This window comes from Mesorhizobium sp. M4A.F.Ca.ET.020.02.1.1 (assembly GCF_004022645.1).
In the GTDB taxonomy this organism is placed as follows: Bacteria; Pseudomonadota; Alphaproteobacteria; order Rhizobiales; family Rhizobiaceae; genus Mesorhizobium.
On record NZ_RZOI01001311.1, the window covers coordinates 1 to 685 of the forward strand.

Below are 685 nucleotides of genomic sequence, written 5' to 3' on the forward strand. Positions count from 1 at the left end.
ATTCGGGCTCGCGCCTGACAGCGTCGCCAACGGCGCCGAGCAGTATCTCGGCGATCTCGCTCTGCCCCTGGATCTGAACTTCGACGCCCTTCTTCTCGAATGCGCTGACCAGGCGGTCGATCAGCCAAGCACCGGCGGTGTCCATCTTCTCTATTTGTGAAAGATCGAGCGCTAAGCTTTTGACACCACTGCGCTTTTCTATTTTTCGCATCTCGGCGTCGACCAGCGCCACGGTGCGCGTCGTCCAGCTTCCCGAGAAAGTGCAGCCGAGAACGCCACCCTCCTCGCCAACGGCAATGCGCGGCTGGCCGTTTGGCTCCTTGGCGGCCGTGCCGCTTGCGTCGCGTTTGCGGATGGTCAACATGGCGTCCTGTTTAGCCTGCCGGAACCGGCCTGTCATTTGCCGGCGCCGCGTTGTCGCACAGCCTGAGAAGAAAAATATGGCGCGTGTCATTTCGGTCGAATCCGAGCGTTTCCCCATTGCCGGCTCCTTCACCATCTCGCGCGGCTCGAAGACAGAAGCCGAGGTCATCACCGTAACCATCAGCGAAGGCCGCCATGCCGGGCGCGGCGAATGCGTCCCTTACAAGCGCTATGGCGAAACCATGGAGGGCGTCCGCGCCGCAATCGAGGAGATGCGCGGCCGGATTGCCGACGGCATCGACCGGGCAGCCCTGCTCACCGC

Annotated in this window: 1 protein-coding gene and 1 pseudogene; one reads left to right on the forward strand and one right to left on the reverse strand. The window is 62.8% G+C overall.

The annotated features are described in order from the left end of the window. Positions 1 to 364: STAS domain-containing protein (locus EN742_RS36835; protein WP_128333987.1), on the reverse strand; the 364-nt coding region annotated here is incomplete at its 3' end. A gap of 76 nt (positions 365 to 440) precedes the next feature. Between EN742_RS36835 and EN742_RS36840 the strand changes: the two are divergent. After that, positions 441 to 685 (forward strand): annotated as a pseudogene (locus EN742_RS36840) (dipeptide epimerase); the annotation flags it as partial.